The 22,991-nt window shown below is 44.4% G+C and carries 15 protein-coding genes; 8 read left to right on the forward strand and 7 right to left on the reverse strand.

From position 1 onward, the window contains the following. Positions 1-89: 89 nt before the first annotated feature. Positions 90-1,568: an alkaline phosphatase D family protein gene (locus tag V144x_RS08565; RefSeq protein WP_232102765.1), complete on the reverse strand. Its 1,479-nt coding sequence runs from the start codon at positions 1,566-1,568 to the stop codon at positions 90-92. A gap of 101 nt (positions 1,569-1,669) precedes the next feature. Beyond that, a complete protein-coding gene (locus V144x_RS08570; protein WP_144984236.1) occupies positions 1,670-3,361 on the reverse strand; it encodes a DUF11 domain-containing protein in 1,692 nt (563 codons plus the stop codon). Between the two features lie 261 nt (positions 3,362-3,622). Here V144x_RS08570 and V144x_RS08575 point away from each other — a divergent pair, with 261 nt between their 5' ends. Continuing rightward, positions 3,623-4,594: an amidohydrolase family protein gene (locus tag V144x_RS08575; RefSeq protein ID WP_144984239.1), complete on the forward strand. Its 972-nt coding sequence runs from the start codon at positions 3,623-3,625 to the stop codon at positions 4,592-4,594. Positions 4,595-4,608: 14 nt separating this feature from the next. On the opposite strand, the gene V144x_RS08580 is transcribed toward V144x_RS08575, so the two are convergent. Continuing rightward, on the reverse strand, positions 4,609-6,045 hold the full coding sequence (locus tag V144x_RS08580) for an APC family permease (RefSeq protein WP_144984242.1): 1,437 nt from the start codon (positions 6,043-6,045) through the stop codon (positions 4,609-4,611). Positions 6,046-6,100: 55 nt separating this feature from the next. Then, complete coding sequence (locus V144x_RS08585; protein ID WP_144984245.1) at positions 6,101-6,763, reverse strand: class I SAM-dependent methyltransferase; 663 nt, start codon at positions 6,761-6,763, stop codon at positions 6,101-6,103. A 267-nt stretch (positions 6,764-7,030) separates the two neighbouring features. Here V144x_RS08585 and glgC point away from each other — a divergent pair, with 267 nt between their 5' ends. Further along, positions 7,031-8,317, forward strand: a complete 1,287-nt coding sequence (gene glgC, locus V144x_RS08590; RefSeq protein ID WP_144984248.1) for a glucose-1-phosphate adenylyltransferase — start codon at positions 7,031-7,033, stop codon at positions 8,315-8,317. 495 nt (positions 8,318-8,812) lie between these two features. Continuing rightward, positions 8,813-10,234, forward strand: coding sequence for an arylsulfatase (locus V144x_RS08595; protein ID WP_144984251.1), 1,422 nt, complete (start codon positions 8,813-8,815; stop codon positions 10,232-10,234). 80 nt (positions 10,235-10,314) lie between these two features. Here V144x_RS08595 and V144x_RS08600 read toward each other — a convergent pair whose 3' ends face one another. Next, positions 10,315-12,201, reverse strand: coding sequence for a DUF1598 domain-containing protein (locus V144x_RS08600; RefSeq protein WP_144984254.1), 1,887 nt, complete (start codon positions 12,199-12,201; stop codon positions 10,315-10,317). Between the two features lie 266 nt (positions 12,202-12,467). Here V144x_RS08600 and mutM point away from each other — a divergent pair, with 266 nt between their 5' ends. The 5 genes from mutM to V144x_RS08625 all read left to right on the forward strand — a co-directional run bounded on the left by mutM (position 12,468) and on the right by V144x_RS08625 (position 19,916). After that, positions 12,468-13,316, forward strand: coding sequence for a bifunctional DNA-formamidopyrimidine glycosylase/DNA-(apurinic or apyrimidinic site) lyase (gene mutM / locus V144x_RS08605; protein ID WP_144984257.1), 849 nt, complete (start codon positions 12,468-12,470; stop codon positions 13,314-13,316). A 187-nt stretch (positions 13,317-13,503) separates the two neighbouring features. Then, on the forward strand, positions 13,504-15,231 hold the full coding sequence (locus tag V144x_RS08610; protein WP_144984260.1) for an ATP-binding protein: 1,728 nt from the start codon (positions 13,504-13,506) through the stop codon (positions 15,229-15,231). A 92-nt stretch (positions 15,232-15,323) separates the two neighbouring features. Then, complete coding sequence (gene rlmB / locus V144x_RS08615) at positions 15,324-16,082, forward strand: 23S rRNA (guanosine(2251)-2'-O)-methyltransferase RlmB (protein WP_144984263.1); 759 nt, start codon at positions 15,324-15,326, stop codon at positions 16,080-16,082. A gap of 389 nt (positions 16,083-16,471) precedes the next feature. Next, entirely contained in the window at positions 16,472-17,446 is a 975-nt protein-coding gene (locus V144x_RS08620; protein ID WP_144984266.1) for an SDR family oxidoreductase, read from the forward strand. A gap of 91 nt (positions 17,447-17,537) precedes the next feature. After that, complete coding sequence (locus V144x_RS08625) at positions 17,538-19,916, forward strand: polysaccharide biosynthesis tyrosine autokinase (RefSeq protein ID WP_144984269.1); 2,379 nt, start codon at positions 17,538-17,540, stop codon at positions 19,914-19,916. Between the two features lie 12 nt (positions 19,917-19,928). Here the strand turns inward: V144x_RS08625 and V144x_RS08630 are convergent, their stop codons facing one another. Both V144x_RS08630 and V144x_RS08635 read right to left on the reverse strand, forming a co-directional pair. Beyond that, positions 19,929-21,284: a sigma-54-dependent transcriptional regulator gene (locus V144x_RS08630; protein WP_144984272.1), complete on the reverse strand. Its 1,356-nt coding sequence runs from the start codon at positions 21,282-21,284 to the stop codon at positions 19,929-19,931. A 24-nt stretch (positions 21,285-21,308) separates the two neighbouring features. Next, positions 21,309-22,772 carry a sensor histidine kinase gene (locus V144x_RS08635; RefSeq protein ID WP_144984275.1) on the reverse strand — a complete coding sequence of 488 codons (1,464 nt, stop codon included), beginning with the start codon at positions 22,770-22,772 and terminating at the stop codon, positions 21,309-21,311. Positions 22,773-22,991 lie beyond the last annotated feature (219 nt).

Genomic DNA, 22,991 nt, shown 5'->3' on the forward strand with positions numbered 1-22,991 from the left:
CAGATTCTCTCTATGCTACCGCTTTACTTGAACCTCTTGCAATAATTTGTCTGTTGATTATGAAAGATCGACGAGAATGAAAGTCAGAATCATGGATCAATCGTTCGTTCTTTTTGGACCCGGTGTAACAGCTTTCCTTGCTCATCATAGAACTGAAATGATGCGGTTCCCGTATTTCCGTCTTGAGCGGGTTTCACAGTGACATACAGAAAGCCGCCCGAGGCGGGATTTGACGTATAGGGTTGTCTGATTTGTGCGTCAGGGTCGGTTCCTTTTTTGGCTCCCGGTTTGATCCCTAAACGGGAATTCGCATCGACGAGTGCGCCAGTGGAGAACTCTTCAATACCAGAGGGATCAATCGAGTGGTATTGCCAATGCCGGTCTCCGCAGATCAGATAGAGACCCTGCTGGTCCAGTTTCTCTTGTTTGATCCATTGAAAAAACTCATCTCGTTCCTGTCGAAATCCACCAATGTTGGTGTGGTTATCCTTTTTCGATTTATCATCGGGACCAATCATGGGAGTAGGAGAGATAATCAGTTTGAACGTTGCGTCTGACTTCTTGAGCGTCTCTTTAAGCCAGTTACGTTGTTTGGCTCCCCAGATCGTTTTTTCTGGTCCATCAGGTGAACGATTGGGACTGCGATAATCACGATTTTCTGTAAACCAAACCTGTAATAGTTTTCCCATACGCTGTGTACGATAAGTAATCGGGTTTTGGTCTTTCGGATCAACAATGGGAACCTGCTCGAGAAACATACGCAGTCCAAGTTCGTTCGCAGGAGCTTTGCTGCCAGTCAGATCACAATCATTGTAACGAAAGTCATGATCGTCTTTTTCCCAGTAGGTGGGAACCTGAGCAAAGAGATCGATGAATCGCTGTTGCACAAATTGTTCATGCCATTTCTTTCTGAGCGCTTCTGCTGTTTGCGCTGAGTTTTGGCGTGGGTGATCATAGTAAACGTTATCGCCAGTCCCCACAAAAAAATCGGGTTGCAATTTCAAAATACTTACCAGTGCCGGGAATCCTAATTGTTTGTCCTTTCCCTGGTAAGCAGGACGTTTTTTACCAGCACCATGATGAAAGAAGTGATAGTTCATACCTGTCACCACAGCAAAATTGATTTCTGCGACTCGTCCAGCAGCGGGAAGGGTTTGGAAGGTATTCGTGGGGCCGGTTTGAATGGATGCTTTATCAGATCCGTATTGGAGTCGGTAATAATAACGCGTTCCTGGCTTCAATTCCGAAACCAGTATCTTCACGATATAATCATGCTCGGGTTTTGCGGCGAGCCATTCAGTAAAAAACGCATTCTGAAAATCTTTCCGAGTGGAAAGCTCAAAGCGGGCGATACCGGGTCTTCCTAGAAGGTCTCCGGTTTCATCTAACTCCGGTGCTGTTAGTCTTGATTGGAGAATGACTGAATCAGAGCTGAGTTCTCCTGCTATTTCGCCTTGCCTGCGCTCTGGCTGTTGGGCGAAAGTCAGAGAGGAATAGATGAGTATGCAAACGCTAACCATTGCGTAGTGGAATGAGAAACGTAGATTCATTCGCTGAAACAGTATCATATCAGTTCTCTCTACGGTGATTCAGGGGGCCAGAATTCAAACGAAAAAATACTCGTTCGATGGTAACCGAATGTGGGAGAGTGATTCAACTCAATGGTCCATCAGGGGACCAGATAGATGACCGGGGGAAGATAGACGGGCTGGCACGGGCAGAACTGAGGCGGCGCGGTTGACTTGAGAGGCGTTTTCGACTGGGCAGGCGTTTGTTGAGAGTTCATTGGTTGGGATTCAGTTTTTCTCTCAACAATCTTTTGTTTTAACGAGGTCTGTTCGTGTGAGATGCCTTGTGCTGCCAGCGTAGCTTGTGATGTGACGAGCCCTGATTTCGTGGCTTTTACGCGCGCACGTAATGTACGGGATTCGCGGGCAGCCAATTGGTCGATTTTCAATGTGAGTCGTTGGCCTTCTGCGTGTTCCAGCCCTTCAGGCAGGTCCAGATTTAATGCAACTTCACGTTGGTCATGTCGTCCTTGATTACTGACGATGAAATCGAGTGGAAAGATTTCTCCTTCTGTTACCACGTCAGGACCTGTCATTTGTACTGCCAGTCTAGGGGCAGAGATGTCAGTAGAAGCGGTGACTTTGGACGCGAGTCTGATAATGGAATTGGTTTTCGCATTACCTTCTTGATCAAGGAAGACTTTAATTTTGAGCTCCCGCTCTTCATCAGGATCAAGTCGGGCAATATTCCAATACAGATGATTTTGTTTGACTTCAGCGGAGGGAGAAACATCTACCAGACTCGTGGCAGGCGAGAGTTCTTCATCGATTTGAACATTGTAGGCAGGGCTGGTTCCCTGGTTTTTTACCAGGAGGGAGTAAGTCAGCAGATTTTGTACGGTTCCGTTTTGAGGTATCCGTTTGCGAATTTCAATATTTAACTGGTCTGACTGCTGAGGAGCCGTCACACGTGTCAGTCGGTCGAGTTGGCTACGATCAAGGGGTTGTTCCTGACCCACCTGTAAATGTTCCCCTCCAGGAAACCGCTCGCGATACAGAGTGGGGCGAATTGTTTGTTGAGTTCGAGTTTCCGCTCTGACTAGATCAAAGAGTTTCCAGTTTTGATCGAATAAAAGGAGTTCTGCAGGATCAAGTCGGCTTTCCATTTCGACTGGAGAGGGCTGTGATTTCAGGACAAAGGACTCGTCGATTGCCGGATCCAGAATTTCTCTTTCAATGATTCTGATTTTTTGTACGTCCATGACAATTGCGGGAGCTTTTGCTGTCTCTGGATTCTTATTGAACTCGGGTAGTTTGAATGGTGTCTCCGCTCTTTCTTCGAGGACGACGACTTCGGAGATTGGTTTTTGAAACTCTCCGAAAGAGACATACAGAGGCTCTGATCCTACTTCGACCCAGGCATAAGGCGAGGGAACTTCAACATCAATGCGTGAATCAATGGGTTCAGAGTCGGGCAGTTTTGCGATTTCGGCTTCAGGTGCGGTAATATGATCGGCAACTTGTTTCACTTTATCCTCTGGCATCGCCAGGAGCAAAATGACCGTGAGAATAATGGCAACACATCCAACAGCAGAGGCAAAAGACCATTCAGGATCGCTACTAAAAAACGATCTGAGCTTTTGCAGCCAGACAGGCGCGTAGTCTTCAAATTTGAGTGAGAAATCAAATTCTTCCAGTTCGGCATTGCTGGCATTCAAACCAGACTCTGGTTCAATCCCTTCCTCTGAAAGTGTGCCTTCAAGATCCGTTGGCCAGCCTTCATCCGTTTCGCTCTCAGGAGCGAGTGGTTCATGACGATTCCAACTCGAGTTTTGGTCATCTGACTCGGGCATCACAGTTCAAGTCCGTTGAATTTGCTTGAAGCCTATCCTGGCAACGAGATTGTCATACATATGAAGAATTAAAGTAAAGATACGTAGTACGTGAAAATTAGCAAAAAAGGCAATGAAAAGGAAGTGCGATTCTGATTTCAGCAGAGCAGACAAAATTCATTGTGAAAATAGATAGATATAGCAGACTAAGAGGTCTTTGATATGTTATGATAGGATCACCCATTTAAGAGCAAATTTTGATTACTACAGAGGAACATCAGAATGGAAGCCATCAATCGTCGTACATTTCTCAAATCCGCTTCTGCAAGTGTGGTTGCCGCTCAGTCAGCAATCAGTCTCAGTGCAGACAAAAAATCACCAATCAATCTACCCGCCAAAGTTGTCGATACGCATACGCATTTTTATGATCCCACGCGCCCGGAAGGCGTTCCCTGGCCGAGCAAAGGTTCATCCCTTTATCGCACAGTATTGCCAAAAGATTTTGTTGCGCTAAAAAAGTATCAACCTGTGAATGCGACGGTGGTTGTCGAAGCCAGTAAATTGGTGGAAGACAATCAATGGATATTGGATCTGGTAAAAGAGAACCCCGTAATTATTGGTTTCGTGGGGCGATTGACACCCGGCGAAGCGATGTTTCGAACACATCTCAAACGATTTTCCAAAAACCCAATCTTCAAAGGCATCCGCGTCAATCATCATTTAATTCAGTCTGGGTTATCGCAGCCGCGGTTTGTCGACGATTTAAAAATGCTGGCTGACTTAGGATTGCAAGTTGATCTCAATGGCCCGCCTGCGACGTTAGAGAGTGCACGCCGTGTTACAAAGCTAGTTCCAGACTTACGAATTGTTGTCGATCATATTGGTAACGTGGTCATCAAAGGAGACGAGATCGATCCCAAATGGAAACAGGCCTTGGAATCATTGTCAGACCAAAAGCAGGTCTATATCAAAATCTCTGCGCTGGTCGAAGGGGCGTCACGGCATCGACCGAACAATGTCCCCTCAGATGTTGCATACTACCGTCCCACATTGGACGTCATCTGGAACCAGATCGGAGTCGACCGCATGATCTTCGGCAGCAACTGGCCTGTTTCAGAACGAGCCGCCGACTACGTCACCCTGCAAAAGATTCTTGTCGATTATTTGCAAGACAAAGGCCAGTCAGCGTTAGACAAAGTTTTCTGGAAAAATTCCAAACTGGCTTACCGGTGGGACCGTTATCCTGAAGAGTAATTAGGCTGCGATAATTATTTTGTGTTATGAGAGACACGGCTCATTAAATAAAGAGGGATGCCTATCAATACAGGGATCAATCCCAGTGCGGTCAGACCTCCCGCATAAGTGAGACTGGAATAGAGCATGTATAATGAAGTGATGCAGAATAGAATGGGGGTTAGCGGGTAGAAGGGAACGCGGAAGGGGCGTTCCAGAGAAGGGAGTTTGAACCGTAAGACGATCAGGCTGAGACCTGTCATTAAGAAGAAGATCCAGAACAGGGGCGCCGAGGCGGCGATGAGCGTATCAAAGCCACCGGCGTATTTCTCCCAGTTGATAAATTTATGTTGAATCAATTCAAAGGGTTTTTCCAGTATGTGTTGTCCGGTTTTTGTTCCGATCAATACGATCATGCTCACTGAAATCATTCCCTGTGTGATGAGCGAATAGATTGGCGCATTGACACGATAATTCCAGCGTGCCAGTACAGCGAATAGCGGGTGGTCCATTCCCAGGCGAACGTTGACTCGCGAACCTGTCAGAATCAAGCCATTGATGGCACCTAAGGATGAGATCATGATGACGAGACTGATTGCAGTTTTTCCTGTTGTGCCCCAGACTCGCTCCAGTAAGTCAGCTGCTGGTGCTGGTGAGTTTAGCAGACCTTCATAACCAAGCCCCCACAAGTAGGCACAGTTGATAAGAAGATAGATGACCATGATTCCCACCGTTCCCATGATCAAAGCTTTAGGAATATTCTTTCCTGGCTGTTTCACTTCAGCGGCAACGAAAGCCGCATCGTTCCACCCACCATAGGCATACAGTACAAACACCATTGACAAACCAAAGTTAGCCGTAGAATTTGAGCCACCTGGTATGGCAGATGGGACAGTGGTTGTATTCTTTATACCGAGATAAAATCCAGTCAAAGCGATAGCTACCAAACCGATGACTTTGGCGAGCGTCAGTATATTTTGTGCTCGTTTACCAACCATCAGTCCGAGCAAATTTAAAAAGATCAGAATGCAGACAGATGAAGCAGCAAGCAGTACCGACCAGTCATCTGAGACTCCCAGGAATGAGACCGCGTATTGGGCAAAGACATAGGACATGATCCCGATATTACCTGGATTGATGGCGACAAATTGAGCCCATCCAAAGAGAAAACCGGCGCCCGTTCCATATGTTCGAGAGAGAAACACATAATCTCCCCCGGTTTCAGGCATAGCAGAAGCCAGCTCAGCGTAGCAGAGCGCACCGGCTAACATCAAAAAACCACCGAGGCACCAGACTGCCAAGCCCGCTTCAATCGATCCCGCATTGGCAAACACCAGACTTGGAACCTTAAAAATCGAAACCCCAATCACAATACCAATGATGATGTTCACGGTATCCCAGAGTGTCAGTTTTTTCTGATAACGTTCTGTTTCTTCCTGAACCGCCATTGGTTGCCGTTGATCTGCTGGCATGTAAAATTGATTCCCAATAAAGCGGGTTCCGAAAGAGGAAAATAGTTGATGAGGATCAGGTGGGAGTTGTTCCCACAAGCACTGCCACGGGCATGGTCCAGATATTCAAATCGAGTTCTTCTTTGATTGAAAATCCAGCATTTTTCAGAAAACCAACAGCATCGATCGGCTGACAGTCAACTATATGTGGAAAATGCTGGTGCATCCATTTGTAGGTCTTTTCTAGAAAACTGTCTTTTTCTCCTTCTTTAGGCAAGGCCATCGAAACCACACCCAAACGTCCTCCCGGCTTCAGTACACGTTTGATTTCTTCGAGAACAGCGGGAATCGTTTCCAGGGGGAAGAGTTCCAGTGTAAAGCTCATCGAAACGACATCGAACGTCTGATCCTCAAAAGGCAAAGGAGGAGTGATTGCTACAGACAGGTTCACACGATCGGCAACTCCCGCTTCTGTGACTCGTTTTTCAGAGACTTTCTGCATTCCATCAGAAATGTCGACTCCATAAACAGAGCCTGTTGTTCCCACTGATTCAGCGAGTGCTACAAGTGAATGTCCGGTTCCATAACCTATTTCCAGGACTTTTTCGCCTTCAGCGATACTCAAAGCGGCAAGCCCTTTTTCACGAGCGACATGTTCGTTGGAGTCCGCAATCAGGTCATAAGAATGACTGATACGATCGTAAAATGATTTGGTCAATTTTTCATCAGAGGAATTCATGGATGCGTTCTCCCAACAGATTGATACAAGTCGAATGTTTAGAATTATAAATTGATTAATTCGCCGAGAGAAGTCGGAAGCATAAAAACAATCTGAACTTCATGAATTTGCAAATGGAAATAAAATATGGGTAATTTGTGTTATTAACAAATTACGTAATTTTTAGAAGAAAATGTAAGATCATTAAAACGGATCTAATTTGAATTCCTTTCATGACCAAAGCATGCTAAAACATATAAAGAAAATGAGAGAACATCTTGTTGGTGAATAAAGGGATTATTTCACGAAGATCATGATGTCTATAAGGAGAGAACAATAATGCGAAATGTGTTGGCTTTGATTCTGGCAGGTGGTAAAGGATCTCGTCTGGAACCACTTACCAGAGATCGAGCGAAGCCTGCAGTTCCGTTTGGAGGCGGGTATCGAATTATCGATTTTACACTTTCCAATTGCATCAATAGTGGCTTACGTCGGATTTTGATTCTGACTCAATATAAAGCGGCCAGTCTCGATCGACATATCAATCTTGGTTGGCGATTTCTTTGCCGTGAACTGAATGAATTTGTTGATGTCTTGCCACCACAGCAGCGAATTGACGAACAGTGGTATCAGGGAACCGCGGATGCCGTTTATCAGAATATTTACACGATTGAACGCGCCAGATCAGATTACATTCTGATCCTTTCTGGTGACCATATCTATAAGATGGATTATTCTAAACTGATTCGTGATCATAAGGAATCCGGGGCTGAAGCGACGATTGGATGTATTCCTGTAGATCGAACAGAAGCAAGCCAGTTTGGAGTGATGGCCGTTGATGATGACATGCGCGTCGTGAAATTTGAAGAAAAACCGGCGGCTCCAGCTTCGATGCCTAATCATCCTGATAAAAGTCTGGCGTCGATGGGGATCTATGTGTTTAATACGAACTTTCTGTTTGAACGACTGTGTTACGATGCAACACAGTTAGATAGTTCGCATGACTTCGGAAAAAATATTATCCCTTCTATTATCGATGATCATCTGGTACGCGCTTATCCTTTTCAGGATAAAAATACGGGAGATGGATATTATTGGCGAGATGTAGGAACTATTGATTCCTATTATGAAGCAAATATGGATTTGATCTCGGTTCATCCACAGTTAAATTTGTATGATCAAACCTGGCCGATCAGATCCTATCAGCCACCGGATCCTCCGCCGAAGTTTGTCTTTGCTCAAAGTGAAGGCTCTAAACCTCGTGTGGGGCAGGCTGTGGATAGTACTGTCTGCCCGGGGTCGATCATTTCAGGGGGGCGTGTAAGTCAATCTATCATTTCATCAAATGTCCGGATTAATAGCTGGGCGGAAGTCGATAATTCCATTCTGTTTTCAGGTGTGAATATCGGTAGACACGCGAAAATTCGAAACGCGATCATCGATAAAGGAGTTTCAATCCCCAAGAATTGTGAAATCGGTTATGACCTTGCCAAAGACAAGGGGCGTGGGTTTACTGTTTCCGAATCGGGAATTGTTGTGATTGGCAAAATGGATGGATTTCCCGGAGAGAGCTAATTCTACGACATTCCCAATTTACAAATGATTCAGATCAGCGCATAAAAATTCCCGGAAGCAGTAGCCCAGGGGGGGAAAGGACTTGTACCACTTCCGGGAGGCGATTGTACGCCTGATTGTTCATTACGATTACTATTACGCCTCAGATAAAATCGCTCTATTTCCTTTTTAAAAAGATCGGAGCCGCGGCATCCGTGCGTTGGACACTCGATCTTTCCATTGAGAGAATGAAATCACTCAACGGACACCGGTATGTGTTTGAAGGTTGAAAAAGAGAATGATAACTGTCATTCTGAGGTGTGATGTTACCAGGAATTGTTTTCTTGAATTTTTCACATCAGCTTGATTACTAATGTTGCGGGGAGAATAAAAGTTAAAAGAAATTCGGTCAACCCCAATCTAAAACTATTTCCAAAATGAGTTGAGTGAATCAATTCCTACATGTAAATATTTCAAAAAACTGAAGAAATACAAAAATTGAAAGGTTATGGCATCATGAATCAACGGTTATTTTTTATTCTGGCAGTGCTATGTGGGGTGAGTTTGTTTGCCTCAGATGTTTCACAAGCTTACGCAAAACAAAAACCAAACATTATTTTGATTATGGCCGATGATTTGGGCTACGCTGAGTTGGGGTGTTATGGTCAAACAAAAATCAAAACGCCCCATATAGATCAACTGGCAGCAGAGGGGATGAAATTCACACAGGCTTATGCGGGTTCCATGGTTTGTCAGCCTTCGCGAAGCGTTTTAATGACGGGACAACATACCGGTCATACTGCTGTTCGCGCAAACGACCTGAACCAACTACTTTACGGGCAAGATAAAACCGTCGCAGAAGTACTAAAAGATGCTGGCTATGCAACGGGCATCTTTGGAAAGTGGGGGCTCGGTTACGAAGGGACTCCAGGCCATCCCAATCGTCAGGGATTTGATCAATTCACCGGACAATTACTCCAGGTACATGCTCATTTTTATTACCCCTTTTGGATATGGAGAAATGATAAAAAAGTAATGCTTCCCGAAAACGAAAATAATCAACGGGGAAATTACATTCATGATTTAATCCATGAAGATGCGAAAGATTTTATTCGCAAAAATCAAAATCAACCTTTCTTTGCTTATCTACCCTACATCATCCCGCACGTAGAGCTGGTTGTACCAGAAGAGTCCGAGCATCCTTATCGTGGGAAATTTCCTAAAACACAAATCCTTGATCCACGTCCTGGCTATATTGGATCAGATGATGGGTTGGTAACGTTTGCAGGGATGGTCTCTCGATTAGACGATCATGTGGGTGAGATCGTAGAGATGTTGGAAGAAATGGGAATACGAGATAATACTTTGATTATCTTTACATCAGACAATGGCGGGCAGGGGGGCACCTGGAAGGGCATGACTGACTTCTTTAACGGAAACGCACCACTTAAAGGTTATAAAGGAACAATGTATGAAGGTGGTTTGCGTGTACCTTTTGTTGTCAATTGGCCTGGCAAAGTCGCTCCCGGAACAACCTCAGATCTGCAAATTGCGTTTTGGGATATCCTGCCTACCTTTGCACAGATTGCCGGGACTAATGTTCCAAAAGGAGTCGATATCGATGGGATTTCTTTTCTGCCAACTCTGTTAGGCAAGGGAAATCAGAAAAAACACAAATACCTTTATTGGGAATATACCAAAGGTGAAATGCGTTCGAGAGCACTTCGGATGGGAGATTGGAAGGCTGTTCAAAACCGAATGAAAAATTCGATAGAACTCTATGATTTAGGAAAAGATGTTGGTGAAACAAAAAATCTTGCCAAACAAAATCCAGAAAAATTGAAGGAGATGGAGCAGATTATGCAGCAGGCTCACACGAAGCCTCGCGATTTTCCTCAAACATTGAAACCCGTTGGTATTAAAGGTTACGTGAAATAACCATCTGCTGGTCAAAACAAAAACCGCGGTCAGAGAACTGGCCGCGGTTTTTTTACTTTGTAGTTTACCTTTTTGCTGAGTTAGTTAGCCAAATCCCACCACCATCGGCCAACAGGTAAAGCGGGAGCTTGTGATTTTTTAGAAACAGTTCCCACTTGATCTGAGACTTTGAGATTTTTTTGATTTTTGACAACGGAACCGGTATCAACACGAACGCCACCAGCAACTTGTACAACGACATCTTTTCCATTGTAAACACGATGATTGATAACTGTGTCAACGGTATGGGCCGGATCAAATTCCGCAGGACGATAAGCGCCAGTTGAAGCAAAAGCTCCCATTTCCCAGCCAGCACGGTTTGCCAACTGCTCATTTCGCATCAGAGCAGCAACCAGAGCCAGATCGAAAATATTTTGCAGGTCAGCATAGACCAGATCTTGTTGCGCCAGTTCTTGATAATGCTTTGTGAAGTTAGCAGCGAATTCACGGTTTAATTCCTCTGCTTGACCGGTTTGCAGCCGTTGACCTTCATTCGTGACGATTTGATTTTCTGACTGGCATAAGACTGAAGAACCGACTACTTGATAAGCAGTTCGTTGTGGATTGTGCAGAACAGAGTCATATTTCATCGTTAACCACCAACGAAGTGCTTCCAGGTTTTGAGGGTCTTTTGTATTTTGCTTTGCCAGTAAATCAAAGTAGCTGGGAATATTATCCCCTGCATCCATTTTACCAATACCGATCAGCTTCATACGGTAGTCGGCTTCGATCAGCACACGGGCCACACGCGAAGTTTTGGGAACGCCATACAGTGTGATGTCTTGCACGCCTAATTGATTTTTGAGTTGTTTGGTCCAGTTTCGAACACCGGCTCCTGCACGTAATGGGCCACGTGCATTTGATTTGGCGACGAATTCCTTCACACGAGCCAGACCCTCAGGGCGTGGATCGAAAGAACAACCGAAGATTTCTTCTCCCTGATCAGAGAATGTTCTAAGGACTGTGACTAAGTCGTCTAATTGCAGGACTGGTCGACCACTTTCGATACCGACTGCGAGTCCTTGGTCATTATAAGTCCAAGCTTCCGCAGGACCAGCAATGACGACTTCCTGATCTTCGGGATAGACGAAGACGTATTCGACTTTTGTCAGGCCTGCTAACATCTTCATGGTTTCGACAGGGGAACGTCCTTCTTCTATCAATTGCTGAACTTCTTTTTCGAGTCGCGTCAGTGAGATGAGTCGCATTTGACTGTTTTGTGCGACGTTTTTATTTAAGTCTGCCTGACGAGCTTTGATTCCCAGAGCCGCTAATCGACCATCGAGTTCTGCTTTACTGATGTGGTGTAACAATCCTTGAGGATCAACTCGAACCCCACTATCGAATTGTCGGATAGAGCCTTCCCCTTCTCCGGTATCTTCCCAGAGTCCTGAGGTCTGTGTTTGGATCAGGTCAATCAACTGTGTAAAGTCGGCTAGTTGCCCCCCACCGGCCAGTGAGATTGCTTGTGCCCGTTCACCCATGGCTTTTGTTCGTTCATCTGCCAGCGGGATACGGTTGATGGTTCCCAAAGCGGCTACAAAGTCGCCCGATTTGAGTTGTGCTTCTACGACCATTTTCAACAATAAAGTTCGTTGATGAAGGTCGGCAACGGTTTCGGCGGTTTCGATTGCTTTGCCGAATTCGCCCGCTTCCAAATGAGCTGCCACTTCTTCTTTCGGAGAGATCTGGCGAGTTTCAAGAACTGGTTCTGGAACCACAGCAGGAGCTACTTCTACTGTTTCCTGTTCTTCAAGCACAATCGGTGATTCTATGTGAGCTTGAATTTGTTCTGGTGCTTGTTCAACGGTCACCTCCGGTTGCTGATTTACCAGATAAAATGTGACTGCCAGAACAATGGATAAACAGGCAATGGTTGCAACGACTGAAACAACGCTGGAGCCTACTCGAGGGTATTTAGGGCGCATGGACGCTCTCCGATTGGCACAGATTTTTAACGGATTAAATGTTCGGTTCGCATGTATACATTCCACAAGCTGGGGAATATATGGGCTTTATGGTCTAGGATCGTCCAACTTTGCCCCAACGTCAAGCGTAATCTTAAATTTCTTGGTCTTCCCAATTCAGCTTGTCTCTGACATCCAAAGAACAGGTACAGGTAGTAGAATAGAAACACTGCGTTTAAAGCCAATTACACCTTAAAACAAATATAATTGATATACAAGGAAAATCTGTGCCAGAGCTACCGGAAGTTGAGACTATGGTTCGGGGGATTCGTGAAGTAGTGGAAGGTCAAGTCATAAGCGACTTTCGAAAATGCCCTTGTTCGTGCAAGCCTATTTCGCTGAAGCCTGGATTGAAATCAATTCGATCTCGTGTAATCGACCAGACAATTGTCTCTGTTCGACGGTTGGCCAAACGTGTTGTACTGGACCTTGAGAGTGAAGATTCAATTGTCATTGAGCCTCGTATGACTGGACTAATGTTGCTGTCAAATCCTCCCGACTCAGGTCATTTAAGATTGGAGTGGGTTTTGCAAAAAAGGAGATCCAAAAGATCGCTTTGGTTTTGGGACCGTCGTGGCTTGGGAACGGTCCGACTTTACAGGAAAGCAGAGTTGTTAACTGAATTAGGAGCAAACAAGTTAGGCCCTGATGCCCTTGTGATTTCTCTAACAGATCTGAAGGCACGTTGTTTGAAAACTAGCCGTGCAATCAAGGTCGCGTTGTTGGACCAAAAAATGATTGCAGGTATAGGTAACCTTTATGCCAGTGAAATCCTTCACTTAAGTCAGATCCATCCGGAGCGACAAGCGAATCATTTAAGCATCTCAGAAGTTCAGAAGATGCACAATGCAATGAAACGAATTCTAAAAACCGCAATACGCTATGAAGGCTCAACCCTGGGAGATGGTACTTATCGAAATGCACTCAATCAATCAGGCGGATATCAGAATCATCATCGAGTTTATAATCAGGAAGGAAATGCTTGTAAATCATGTAAGGGAGCACAGATTGTTCGCATTGTACAGGCGCAGCGTTCTACGTTTTATTGTCCGTGTTGTCAGGCATTCAAAGAATAAAAGTTTGTACCAATCAGTACGTAAAGAGGTATGAAGGAATAAGATGGGGAGAAGGATATTTGGGAAAAGTGACTAATTTCAGTTAATTACAGCTAGATTTCTAAAATCTTACTTTTCTACAGAGACTGTTTTGGCTTAATATCACGTTTAAGTCCTTAATCTCATTCTCATCGATTGATGGAACTTTATGTCTTACCGTGCCTTCAAAAAACTGCTGGGGGAAACCAATCTCGAACGAAAGTGTCGCTTTCTGTTTGGTGGCGGTTTGATGGTATTGATTACAGCCAGTTTTTCATTGAACACCTGGTTAAACAATCAAGTTCTTGATGACCAGAATGTCACATCAGCTCGGTTGTTAGTTGCGCCGATCATTCTGGAAAAACACTGGAAGTGGTCAGAAACGAACGATCAATATGTTCTGTTGATCGAAAAAATGGCTCAGTCGGTGAAACCTCAGGACCTGGGGGACTATAGTTGGGCTGTTTTCAAAGCCAATCCTTCCAATACCGATTCTACTGAGCGTCCAATCGACAGCGATGGCTATGCAGCTCTGGAACGGATTGAAGAGGGAGAGTCAGAAGTATTTTATCGGGATGAGGGTGAAGGAAAATTTCAATACTATGGAGCAATTCATGCAACTGAGTCCTGTGTTGCCTGCCATCGTCTGCGAGATGATCCCGATTTAGAGGAAGGGGGATTGATTGGTATTGTGAATATTCGCTTCCCCTTACAAAAAATGGAACAGGCATTGGCCTGGAATAAAGCAATCAATTTAGGTTCTGCATTAATTACTGCGTTTCTTGCCATGCTGGCTGCCTATGCCATCGTACGGTATGTCATTGTGAAACCCGTTCTGCATTTGAAAGATGTCAGTGATGAAATCGCACATGGAAATCTCGACTTACGAGCTGATATCCGTACGGGCGATGAATTTGAAGAGTTGAGTTATGCGTTTAACCGCATGTTGCGGCATCTCGTGACCGTGCAGGAAGAATTGAGAACAGTTAACACCGATTTAGATACGAAGGTCGATGAGTTAGCTCAGGTCAACTTGCGGCTTTATGAAATGAATAAATTGAAAGATGAATTTCTGGCAACGATGAGTCATGAGTTGCGAACTCCATTAAACAGTATTCTTGGATTCAGTGATCTGCTCGCGAATTCCAAAGATTTAGAAGACAAGCAAAAACGATATGTCGGCAATATTCAGATGTCTGGAAAGAACCTGCTGGCACTCATTAATGATGTTCTCGATCTTGCCAAGATTGAAAGTGGCAAAATGGAATTGCAACTTTCGGAAATCGCCATTGCAGATCTAATTGAACGACGTGTCGGCACGATGCAACCGTTAGCTGACAAAAAAAATATTGAAATGACTTCAGAAATCGACCCCAAGATTCCAATTCTCTTTCAGGATTCCATCAAGATTCAGCAAATTCTAAATAACTTACTTTCTAACGCCATCAAATTCACTCCGGAAGGAGGACGAGTTCATATCTCTGCAACGCTTTGCGCCGATGATTCTCAAATGATGGATCTTGTTGTTGAAGATACAGGAATTGGAATCCCGCTAGATGAACAGGAAAACATTTTCGAAAAATTCCGACAGGGCAGGTCTTCTTCAGAATCAAAAGATGCATTGACTCGCTCATTTGAGGGAACTGGTTTAGGACTTTCTATTATTCGCGAACTTTCAAAGTTGCTGGATGGTGAAGTCTTTCTTGAAAGTGAGTTTGGTCGAGGAAGTAAGTTCACAGTCAAACTGCCAGTGAGGATAAGTGTTTCCGATGACCAGTTACTTTCTGATTTAAGTGATACCTCTGTTGGGATCAATCGGATCAAGACTTCTGATTTGGCTGAGTACTCTAAGGAAAAACTTGCAGATAACAAACATTCTGAGACGCAAAGTCCTTGAATGTGTCGAGGGGAATACCTAATCTTTCCATTCGGCCAGCTGATTTTCTATTTGGTTCCTAGTATTTGCAGTTGATTCAGGATTATTGTTCTGTGACTTTGGAGTTAAAAAATCCCCATAGCGTGCTGGCTGCATTGCAGACTCGCCCCATCGATGTCACAGAGATTCGTCTCTCTGCTGGCTCAACTCAAGGAAACTGGAGCGATGTGGCAGATGAAGCGCGCAGTCACAGAATTCCGGTAGTCATCAAAAAATCTGCTCCGCAGAAAATGAAGAGAAAACGGTCCGAAGATCAGGGGCGTCGAACTACCGGTTCATTGGCTCTGGTTAAGCCGCGTATTCCTGCGTCATTAAAGACGATTTGTGCGGCAGAAGAAGGGGACGGACAGAGCGGTCTCTGGTTGGCTTTAGATTGTATTCAAGACCCACATAATATTGGTGCCATCTTTCGGACCGCTGCTTTTTTTGGTGTCAGAGGGATTGTTCTCACCAAAGATCGTTCTGCACCCTTAAATGCCACGGTCTACGATGTTGCTTCCGGTGGCATGGAGGTAGTTCCCTTTGCTGTAGAAACAAATTTGAGTCGAGCGATTACTGAAGCAAAAAAGACCGGTATCTGGATTATGGGAACGTCCGAGCATGCGAAAGATGATGTGTCGGCATTTCAACGGGATCGCCCCTGGATGGTGGTGATCGGCAATGAAGAGAAGGGTTTGCGACGTTTAACACGAGACCAGTGCGATGTGATTTGTCGTCTTTCACCAACTGGAATTGTTGATTCTTTAAATGCTTCGGTTGCTGCCGGGATTATGATTGCGCGTTTTTCTCCTTATGGCCCTGACTCGAAATAAGATTTCGTATTTGGTTTTAAGAAAACGTCGGAGAACAGGTACAATCATCAAAATGTCGATGATCGTTACAACGCTTGATTCATGTATCGATTAAATTGAATTTCCACGTTATCTCTCTACGCATCCATACGACTTGAATGAAATTCCCGCACTCCGGCTGATCATTATTTTGGTTGTGCGGGAAATTCCTGCTTATAATATGGAATAAGGTCATCGGCGCTGAGTGTTCGATAATTTCTAAGAGGAATACTCGGAATTCGTAACTTATTCCTTGTGAATTGAATGCTACATTGAAGGTATTGATACCGGTGACTCCGATCAACAGGCAGAAGTGATTGTTGACTGCTCTGACGAGTCTTGTGAATTCATACCAATGCAGAGGTTTAAACGTGACAAATTATTTAGTAACCGGCGGTGCAGGATTTATTGGTTCTCATCTGGCGACTCGTCTGGTCAATGAAGGCCATAGTGTACGTGTTTTCGATAATCTGAGCACTGGTGCTTTAAAAAATCTGGAGCATATCCAGGACCAAGTGGAATTCGTTCAAGGTGACTTGCGAGATCTCAAGGCAGTAGAGCAAGCTACAAAAGGAATCGATATCGTCTTTCATCAGGCGGCACTGGCTTCCGTACCGCGAAGTGTTGAACATCCTCTTGATACTCATGAGGCTTGTGTGACAGGGACGATTCATGTTTTAGATGCCGCACGTCGTTCAGATGTGAAACGCGTTGTGTATGCAGGTTCCAGTAGTGCCTATGGGAATCAGCAAGAAATGCCAAAGCATGAAGGCCAGGCACCGGAAGTGCTCTCTCCGTATGCGGCAGCGAAGCTGGCGGGAGAATTGTATTGTCAGGCTTTTGCGAATTCCTATGATCTGGAAACGGTTCGTATTCGATACTTCAATGTATTTGGACCGCGACAGGATCCTAACAGCCCCTATTCCGCCGTGATTCCCTTATTTGCTTCTGCGTTACTGGAAGGTCGCCAACCAGTCATATTTGGCGATGGAATACAATCCCGTGATTTTACATATATCGACAATGTCGTTCAGGCCAATATTCTGGCGTCACAGGCAGATGCTGATAAAGTTTCAGGGAATGTTTATAACGTTGCCTGTGGTAGCTCTTTGAATTTAATTGATCTGTTGAAGTTCATTTGTGAACTGTTGGAGAAACCGTACGATCCCGATTTTCAACCCCGGCGAACCGGGGACGTTTTGCATTCATGGGCTGATATTTCAGCTGCTCAGCGGGATCTGGGATATGAGCCTGTCGTTGATATCAAGGAAGGCTTACGAAGAACAATCACTTGGTACGAACAATATATTAAATCAGAGTCAAAGACTTGCCTCGGTGGTTGTTAAACAATTGATAAACACATGAAACACTCTCACAGAGAGTCATAATTGTTTTTGCTCAACAGACTCAGCAGCTTATAGATCGGGACCCGCTGTCGTGAATACAGAATTTCAACCACTGGAAAATCATTCTGATTTCGAATTCGATGGAATGGAAGGTCATACACAAAGTAATACTTCCGGACCAGGCGTTGATATTGTGCGGTTACTGTTTCGCAATAAGTTTCTACTCATTTCAGGGTTGGCTGTGGGCCTCATTTTGGGGCAGGCCGCTTATATGAAATTAGGCCCCATTTATTCTGCCAGCACTAAGGTTCAGGTTTCGCAAAAGAATCCTGTGCCGATCAAAGAAGGGGAAATTCAAACCTTCGGTGAATTAACGGCTCATATTGATGTTATCAAAAGTCCGCGGATTGTAGGTGAAGCTGTTAAGGAAGCAAAACTGTATAACTTACCATCGTTAGCTGGTGAGACTGATCCAACTGAAGAGATCCTTGGTTCTTTGAAAGTAAAACGCATTTCAGGGAACGACCGGGCCTATCTGAATATTTTGAATATCTTATACGAAAATCCGCGGTCTCAAGATGCGAAAATAGTGACTCAGGCAATTGTTGATGCCTATCAACGTTATTTGCATGAAGTCCGACAGGTAAATACGAATGAAATTAGAGAGCAACTCGATCAGGCAAATAAGCAAATACTTAACGATCTTGAACGAAAGAAAAAAGAGTACCGTGAATTTCGAGAAGATGCCCCCTTGTATTGGGAAAATACCCCTGGATCCGACGCAGCGGTGGCTGGTAGTACCAACGTGCATCAGGAGCGTGTGAAAGCCATCGATAATGAACGTCGACTCAATTTATTAAAACTGACAGAATTAAAATCCAAAATCAGTTCTCTAAAAGCTGCCATTGCCAGTGGTGAATCAAAAGAAACTCTTGAGTTGCTTGCTCAACAGTTTCTAATGGGGCAAACCCGCGGAGGGCAACCTGGTAGTACAAGTTCTGCAGGAGCCAGCATTTCAGCGCCAGGTACTTCAAATCTCGATCGAGCACGAACTGCACTCGAAACACATTTAATGCCGTTGTTGATTCAAAAGAATCGTCTGGAAAGAGATTTCGGTGAAAATCATCCCGACCTCGATGCAGTGAACCGTAGCATTAAAACGATCGTGAATCTCTATCGAAAGCAGGGGATTGAAATTTCAGCTGATAATCTCAACTCTGGGGATTTCAAACTATCAAATGTGAAAGAGGCGGATTTCGTTAATATCTATCTTAAGTCGATGGAGCAGCAATTAAAAGAACTTCACAATCGGGAACAGGAATTGACGAAGCTGTTTGATGAAGAAACAGAACTCGCGAAGAAAATCGGAAACTATCAAGTAGTAGATCAGGCTTACAATGAAGAAATTGCACAACTGAAATCACAACGTGACAATATTTTTAAACAGTTGTTAGTCGAAAAAGTTTCCCAAGGAAACAGTGGTTATACATTAACTCAGCTTTCTCCTGTTAAAGATGTATTAGTGATTAAACGCCAGTTGAAATTTCTACTCGCCGGAGGTGCTGTGGGGTTGGGATTGGTCCTGGCGATTTCATTCTTTAGAGAAAAACAGGATACGACATTAAAATCTGTTGATGAAATCAGGAATCAGTTACATTTACCAGTCTTAGGTGAAGTGCCGACGTTTGATGAAAGTGTTAGCATTGATGATAGTGAATGTGAATTTGATCGTGCCTTATGGTATTACTATCGACCATCATCGAAGGAAGCAGAATCATTTCGCTCATTGCGGACATCTTTGCTGCTGAAAACAGACCAGAGTGGTGCCAAAGTATTGCAAATGACGAGTGCACAACCTGGTGATGGTAAAACCACTTCTATTTCCAATTTGGCATTGGCGATTGCTCAGACAGGTCGCAAGGTCTTAATCGTTGATGCTGATTTACGGCGACCCACAATCCACAGTTTATTTGGAATTGTGAATGGAATCGGTTTAGGAGACGTTTTATCTGAGGAGATTGACGCACAGACAGCTATCCGTGAAACTAGAATTAAAGATCTGTCTTTGATGACAGCAGGGACTCTTCCAGAAAATCCATCCGAGATGCTGATGTCTAAACGCTTTACCCATTTGTTAAAGCAAGTGCGTAATGACTTTGATTACGTTTTGGTTGACACCCCACCTTTGGCTGTTGTCAGCGACCCATCTATTGTTGCTTCTTCAGTAGATGGTGTGTTACTTGTTGTTCGTGTCGATAAGAATCGTCGGGGTGTGATTCGGAAAGTTCAGCAGATCATTCAGACCAATGGAATCAACGTCACTGGCATTCTCGCCAATGGTATCTATAACGGAAAATCTGGTAAGTATCGCTATCGAGGAGGTGAAGGGTATCACGATTATTACCTCACTCCTCAGCAAAATAACTCACCAGAACCTACTGTTTCCGTTCACACCGAAGTCCCCGGGTAAGCAGGTGACCTGCTACTCAAGCTCAATCTCCAGTTCTTCGATCTTACGGTAGAGGCTAGATAGTCCGAGTTTTAAGCGTTTGGCTGCTTCACGTTTATCAGTGCTGTCTTTCAATACGCGAGTGATGTGCATTCGCTCGTAATGTCTAAGTGCCAGACGTAAGTCATCAACATCGGGTAAAGGCGGCTCATCCTGATGCAACTCCGGTGGAAGATCATTCAGGCAGATCATGTTGTCGTCACACATCATGACGGCGCGTTCGATTGCATTGTCCAGTTGACGAACATTTCCTTTCCATTCTGCTGACATGAGCGTGCGAATTGTTTCGCTGGTCGCTCCTGTGACCCGCTTTCCCATTTTACTCGAGTGTTTGGAAATGAAATATTCTACTAGTTCTGGAATATCATCCACTCGCTCTCTTAAAGCAGGAACATGAATTTTCATCCCGTCCAGACGATAGAAGAGATCTTCTTCGAATTCACCCTGTTTGACCATTTCTGACAGATCTTGTGTGGTGGAAGCGATTAGACGCACATCCACCTTAACCGGTTCCGCACTACCTAATGGAAGAATTTCGCCATATTCGATGGCACGTAGCAGTTTCCCCTGTGTTCCCAGGGGAAGTTGAGAGATTTCATCCAGATAAACTGTTCCGCCGTCCGCATTTTTAAAAACGCCGGTTTGCTCTGCTTGCGGATACTGCGGTGAACTGGCGGCGGATCCGAATAGTTGTGACTCCAATAATTCAATCGGTCGCATTCCACAATTGACCGCCAGGAAACGTTGCTCCCTATTTGGGCCATTTGAGTGAATCGAGCGTGCGAATAACTCCTTACCCGTTCCTGATTCCCCAAAGAGAACTACGTTCGAATTGGTAGCCGCAATTTTTCGAATCGTGTTTTGTAAATTTTGTAGTGTTTTACTACTGCCGACGATTTCTTCAATTCCGGGACTACGCGCCAGTTCCCGTCTCAGGATCTGGTTTTCATAAAAGATTTTCTGGTATTCAAAGAGTCGATTTAGTTTATGAGACAAATCATCAAAAATGACCGGTTTGACTAAATAATCGAAGGCTCCGGCTTTAAAAGCGGAGATCGTATTTTCGACTGTGGCATAGGCTGTGATGATCAGCACAAAGATACTGGGTTTGATATTTTGTAATCGTCTGAGTAATTCAATGCCATCACCGTCAGGTAATTGAACGTCACATATCGCGACATTGAAATCCTGGCTACGGGCCAGTTCCAGAGCTTTAGTGACAGTGGAAGCCTGCATGGTTTGGTAGCCTTCACTGGTAAGGTATTCAGACAGAGAACTTCGAATTACTTCTTCGTCTTCGACAATCAGTACGGATCGGTTGAGTTGCACGTTGAATTAAGTCCTATTGATATTTCATGTCGTTACAAATTTAATTTCATTCGCCTGACCGGGAGGGATATCTGCCAGACCATTGAGTTCTTCACAATCGAGTGAGACAATAAATCTCGCACCATCTTTTACCGTATCATCAATTTCAATTGAACCTGAGTTTGAATGTTCAAGAATATTTTTACAAACAAACAAACCCAGACCAGTGCCTTTTGCTTTTGTGGTAAAGTAAGGTTGAAACAGTTTCTCTTTATCCTCGTCTCGGATTCCGTGACCATTGTCGTGGACTGAGATCAGAATTTGACCGGATTTCGCTTCGGTGGTAATTTCGATCGATTCGCCCTCTTCAGTGGCATCCATCGCGTTTAAAATTAAATTGAGAATCACTTGGACAAGCTGGTCTCGAACCACTTGGACGATTGGTAAGTTCTCAGCAAAACGGGTAATGATCTTTTTCCCTTTTTTGCGTTTATAATATTTTGAGATATTTAATGACTCTGTAATGAGTTCGTTAATATTACAGCGATTTCGTTCGCTGGTTGCCGGGCGGCTGAAATCGATCAGTTCCCGAAGAATACGTTGGATTCTTTGTAATTGGCCATCCACTTCTTCAAGTCGTTTGTTAGTATATTCATCGTTATTCTGCCGATTCCATAGTTGGACTAAAGAGCTGATACCTGCCAGTGGATTACCAACTTCATGGGCAATTCCGGCTGCCAATAGGCCAAAGGCAGCATGTTTTTCCTGCTGAATAAGAAGTGCCTGCGATTCTTGCAGATCACTGGTGCGGCGTGCAATTCGTTCTTCCAGGAGTTCCTGATTTTGTTTGAGCTGTGCGTTGGCAACAGAAAGCTCCATACTTGCTCGCTTGACCAGTCTGGAAAATGCAATACTGGCCCAGGCGACCCAACCCATCCAGACAATCATCAACATCAATTGTGTAGGCCAGTCCTTGGGAACCGAGGGGCTGGTAAACAGGAGCGTTGTGAAGCTCGCAAGATGAAGAGCTAGCGTAATGTAAGCGATCGATGGAGAATGCCGAATCGAGCAGACGATCAAGGAGAGGAAATAATAAAAGCGGAAAGGACTGTTTAAGCCCGCATCATAATGGCAGAGTAATCCAATAAATAACGCTTCCATCACTGAGATAATGATCGGCCACTCTCCTAGAAAGACACGACCTCGAAAGCTGAAGTAGGTGTCCGCCAAAGCAAAGACAGCGCCTAAGGTCAGTATCCAGTTTAACTGAGAAACTTGAATGGCAGAGTTATTTCCGACTAAATTTACCAGCACATAGCCGACACAAAGGCCAAACCAGCGAATTCTCAGAGTGATTTCTTCCGCCGGTAGTTCCCATGAAAAGGCATCATGATGAATATGGGGTTGAGAATTCGCCACAGTTTTCGAAGCAGAACCTGATTGTGGAGGCTCATTTTGGGTTAAGCCTTCAGTAGTAGATTCATCCTTAAATACCGATGGATCATTCATAATGCAACTTGGGACTCTGTGTTGTGTTCATGATGGGCTATTAGTAAAGTTGCCGTTAAGTTATCGATTTTTTGATCGTGAAACTTATCCTTGAGCAAGAATCAGTAGAGAATCATATCTCTTTGTCGGAGCCAAATCTTATAATATCTCGAATCTGAAATTGATACGCAATTACACATACGTTATTTTGCGAGAGAACTTTCCTAATTTTACTGAACA

It is taken from the genome of Gimesia aquarii, assembly GCF_007748195.1.
Taxonomy (GTDB): domain Bacteria; phylum Planctomycetota; class Planctomycetia; order Planctomycetales; family Planctomycetaceae; genus Gimesia; species Gimesia aquarii.